The sequence below is a fragment of the Variovorax sp. MPBD4-3 genome, assembly GCF_058809745.1.
In genome coordinates, this window is record NZ_JBXASW010000121.1 from 1 (window position 1) to 3998 (window position 3998).

The following is a 3998-nucleotide window of genomic DNA, read 5'->3' on the forward strand; positions in this document are numbered from 1 at the left end:
GGAGTCACGGCGGTCGGGGCGGGGAGGGCGGCGGATTCGGCGTTCATGGCAAGGGTGGCAGCAGTGCGCGCGGTCGATGGTAATCCTTCGCGCATGGACGCATGCCATGCCGGCATGAGCGCGCAAGGCATGCCGGCATGGTTCATGTATCTTCCTCGCCGCCTCGAATAATTCATTTCAACCAAGGAGCTCTCCATGTATCTTTCCCCCCGTTTCAGGGCCTTCGCGGCCGGCGCGGCATTGCTGGCCGCCAGTGCGCTCGCGCAGGCACAGCAGGCGCTCCCCAATGTGGTGATCCTGGCGACCGGCGGCACCATCGCGGGCGCGGGCGCATCGGCCGTCAACAGCGCCACCTACGCCGCCGCCAAGGTCGGTGTCGAAAAGCTCATCGCAGGCCTGCCGGAACTCTCCAAGGTGGCCAACGTACGCGGTGAACAGGTGTTCCAGGTCGCATCGGAAAGCCTCACCAACGACAACCTGCTGACGTTGGCCAAGCGCGTGTCGGCGCTGTCGAAGCAGAGCGACGTGGACGGCATCGTCATCACGCACGGCACCGACACGCTCGAGGAAACCGCCTACTTCCTGACGCTCACCGTGCACACCAGCAAGCCGATCGTGGTGGTCGGCTCGATGCGCCCGGGCACCGCGCTGTCGGCCGACGGCGCGCTCAACCTGTACGACGCCGTGAGCGTGGCGGGCAGCAAGGACGCCATGGGCAAGGGCGTGCTGGTGACGATGAACGACAACATCGACAGCGGCCGCGACGTGAGCAAGAACGTCAACATCAAGACCAGCGCCTTCTCCAGCCAGTGGGGTCCGCTGGGCATGGTGGTCGAGGGCCGCAACTACTGGTTCCGCGCACCGGTCAAGCGCCACACCATGAACTCGGAGTTCAACATCGACAACATCAGCGCGCTGCCGCCGGTGGAAATCGCGATGGGCTACGAGGGCGTGTCGTCCATCGCCATCGACGCCATTGCCAAGAGCGGCGTCAAGGCGCTGATCCACGGCGGCACCGGCAACGGCTCGGTGGCCGACCGCATCGTGCCCAACCTGCAGAAGGCGCGCGCCGACGGCGTGATCGTGATCCGCAGCTCGCGCGTGCCCGACGGCTTCGTCATCCGCAACGCCGAGCAGCCCGACGACAAGTACGACTGGGTGGTGGCGCACGACCTGCGCCCGCAGAAGGCGCGCATCCTGGCCATGGTCGCCCTGACCAAGACCAGCGACACCAAGGAACTGCAGCGGATCTTCTGGGAGTACTGAGCCCGCAGGGCTCAGCGCGCGGTGCGGCTCTTGCGGTGCCGCGCGTACTCCAGGCTGCCCACGCACACGAGCAGCCAGGCGAAGCCGGTCAGCAGGCCGGCCGCCACATCGCTTGCGAAATGCACCTGCAGGAAGATGCGGCTGCAGGCGATGGTGACGATGGCCCCGGCGGCGGCCATTGCACCCGGCACGTGCCAGCGCGCAGGCAGCGTGCGCAACACCAGGTACAGCAGCATCCCGTAGCTCACGATCGCGCCGGCGCTGTGGCCGCTGGGAAAGCTGTAGCTCGTCTCCAGCGCCAGGCCGTGTTCGTGCAATGGACGGGCCCGCTCGAAGATGTGCTTGAGCGCCGGGTTCAGCACCACGATGCCCCCCAGCGCCAGCATCCAGCCCAGCGCCAGGCCGCGGTGCGCATGCCACCACAGCACGGCCGCCACCAGCAGGCACACCGGGCCGAGGAAGGCCGCGTCGCCCAGGTGCGTGATCCAGCTGAACGTCACCAGCGCCGCCCACGGCAAATGGGTGGCGATGGCATCGGTCAGCGCGTGGTCAGCCTGGCCGAGCACGCGGCCGTCGGAGATGTTCGAGGCGATCCATGCGAAGAGGCTCGACGCCAGCAGGATCAGCACGAAGCCCGAGGCGAGGCCGAGCGCGATGCGCGGCTCGCTGGGCTCTTCGGTGTCCTGCGCCTTGAAGTGGCGCTTCTGCAGCACGTGGCAGGCCGCGCCGGCACCGAGCACCGACAGCGCTAGAAGGCACAGGAACCAGGGCAGCGCGTGCGCGCCGAGCTGCTGGGCGGCGACGACAAGGGGGGAAAGAGGGGAGAGGGGTGCAAGAGAGGCTTCCGTCGACATGCGGCGCACCCTAAGGCCGCACCGCTTCACTGGCAAGAGAAAGCCCGAATACTTCAGCGCAGCCGAAGGCTTTGTCGCGCGCCACGTAGTCCCAGCGTTCCACCCGGCACGCGCGACGGCCATCGGCGATGTCCGCGCGCACCACGTTCACCGAGTTCGGATACCCGGCGCGCACGCGCGACGACACGGCCGTGCCGGCCTGCACCGCCCAAGCCGTGCGCGCGCAGCCCGAGAACGCGTCGTGCAGCGAACGAACGAACGGCAGGTGGATGTGCCCGCCCAGGATGAGGTCGGCCCCCGCCGCGGTCCACCGCGCCACCGCCCGCTCGCGCCCATGCAGGCGGTTGCCCAGGTCCTGCGTGCGCGTGACCATCACCGGCTGGTGCGTCACCACCACGCGCACCTGCGACGGCGCGGCCAAGGCCAGCCGCTGCGCCACGCGCTCGACCTGCGCGGGCGAGACCGCGCCGTCTTCGTGCCGGTACCAGCGCGTGGTGTTGACCGAGACCACCAGCCACTCTGGCGACTCGAACTCGGGCTCCAGGTCGTCGCCGAAAGCCTGGCTGTAGCGCGCGTAGGGCGACAGGACGCGCGCGGCCAGCTGGTAAAGCGGAATGTCGTGGTTGCCCGGAACCGCCAGCACCGGTGCGCCAAGCCTGTCGGCGAAGGCGCGCGCCGCCGCGAACTGCGCCACGGTGGCGCGCTGCGTGATGTCGCCGGAGAACACCACCACCCCCGGCGACAGCGCGGCCGAAAGCCGCTCCAGCGCCTGAAGCACGTCAGGCTGCTCGGTGCCGAAGTGGGGGTCGGAGATCTGCAGCAGGCAACTCATCGGGGGCTCATTGGACGCTCATTCGCGCGCCGCTTCGAGTTCCGGCGCCGTCTGCGCCGGACGCACCAGCCACAGCCGCTCGGGCGACACGCGAAACAGCAGCGGCATGTCGGCCCAGCCGATCTCGCCGTCGGTCGCCACCTTCACGCGGCGTGCCCCCGCCTTGCCCGGCGAGCGGGGGGCCTTCACCGTGAGCGACTCGAATGGAAAGCTCAGCACCTCGTCGGCGTCGCCGAGCCGGCCGAGCGCGCCGCGCACCAGCAGGCCGGGCATCGACAGCGGCCCCACGGGCTTGAGCACGATGGCCGCCAGCTGGCCCTGCTCGGGCACGTCGGCCTCGGCAATGCCGACCTGGTGCAACTGCAGCGGGTTGTTGCCCACGAACAGCGTGGGCGTGCGGATGTCGCGCTCGTTGCCGCGCCAGGCCATGCGCAGGTTCCAGTGCCGGTGGCCGCGCAGCACCGACAGCAGCCCGGCGCCCAGGGCGATCCAGCGGCTGCGGCCGTAGCGCGCCTTGTAGGTCTCGCGCTCTTCCAGCAACTCGGCGTACAGGCCCATGCTGGCGTTGACCAGGAACACCCGGTCGTTCACCAGCCCGACCTGCACCGGCCGGGGCTGCTCGGTCAGCAGGATGTGCAGTGCCTGCGCCGTGTCGCGCGGAATGCCGTGGGTGCGGCTGAAGTAGTTGAAGGTGCCCTGCGGCAGCACGCCGAAGGCACAGCCGCTGCCCAGCGTGGCCTGCGCCACCGCGTTGATGGTGCCGTCGCCGCCCGCGGCCACCACCACGCCGCCCACGGCGCGGGCACGCTCGACGGCTTCGCGCGCGAGCGCCTGGACCCGGCCGGGCCCGTCGATCAGGAAGATGCGGTGCTTGCGCCCGGCGGCCGCGCAGCCTTCCTCGATGACCCGGCGGGCCTCGGCCGCGTCCTCGCTGCCGGAGCCGGCATTGAGCACGATGAACAGGGGGGAGTCGGGTCCGGTTTCTGGCGCTGGCATGTTTCTGGAAGGTGGGGCGGCGCGTGGCGGAGGCGGGCGGATTTGTACGG

4 protein-coding genes are annotated in these 3998 nt (G+C 69.9%); 1 reads left to right on the plus strand and 3 read right to left on the minus strand.

Annotated features, from left to right (window positions below):
* The first annotated feature begins 195 nt into the window (after nt 1-195).
* Nucleotides 196-1266 carry an asparaginase gene (locus AC1RVW_RS30640; protein WP_081270152.1) on the plus strand — a complete coding sequence of 357 codons (1071 nt, stop codon included), beginning with the start codon at nt 196-198 and terminating at the stop codon, nt 1264-1266.
* A gap of 11 nt (nt 1267-1277) precedes the next feature.
* On the opposite strand, the gene AC1RVW_RS30645 is transcribed toward AC1RVW_RS30640, so the two are convergent.
* The 3 genes from AC1RVW_RS30645 to AC1RVW_RS30655 are packed head-to-tail and all read right to left on the minus strand — an operon-like array spanning nt 1278 to nt 3948.
* Nucleotides 1278-2120 (minus strand): phosphatase PAP2 family protein, encoded by an 843-nt coding sequence (locus AC1RVW_RS30645; RefSeq protein ID WP_081270167.1) that lies wholly within the window; start codon nt 2118-2120, stop codon nt 1278-1280.
* A 10-nt stretch (nt 2121-2130) separates the two neighbouring features.
* On the minus strand, nt 2131-2952 hold the full coding sequence (locus tag AC1RVW_RS30650; RefSeq protein ID WP_285414262.1) for a metallophosphoesterase family protein: 822 nt from the start codon (nt 2950-2952) through the stop codon (nt 2131-2133).
* Between the two features lie 18 nt (nt 2953-2970).
* Nucleotides 2971-3948 (minus strand): diacylglycerol/lipid kinase family protein, encoded by a 978-nt coding sequence (locus AC1RVW_RS30655; protein ID WP_081270150.1) that lies wholly within the window; start codon nt 3946-3948, stop codon nt 2971-2973.
* Nucleotides 3949-3998: the final 50 nt, after the last annotated feature.

Bases quoted from the DNA above. Each gene is read 5' to 3' on its own strand.
- AC1RVW_RS30640 (WP_081270152.1), top strand. From the start codon at position 196: ATGTATCTTTCCCCCCGTTTCAGGGCCTTCGCGGCCGGCGCGGCATTG.
- AC1RVW_RS30645 (WP_081270167.1), bottom strand. From the start codon at position 2,120: ATGTCGACGGAAGCCTCTCTTGCACCCCTCTCCCCTCTTTCCCCCCTT.
- AC1RVW_RS30650 (WP_285414262.1), bottom strand. From the start codon at position 2,952: ATGAGTTGCCTGCTGCAGATCTCCGACCCCCACTTCGGCACCGAGCAG.
- AC1RVW_RS30655 (WP_081270150.1), bottom strand. From the start codon at position 3,948: ATGCCAGCGCCAGAAACCGGACCCGACTCCCCCCTGTTCATCGTGCTC.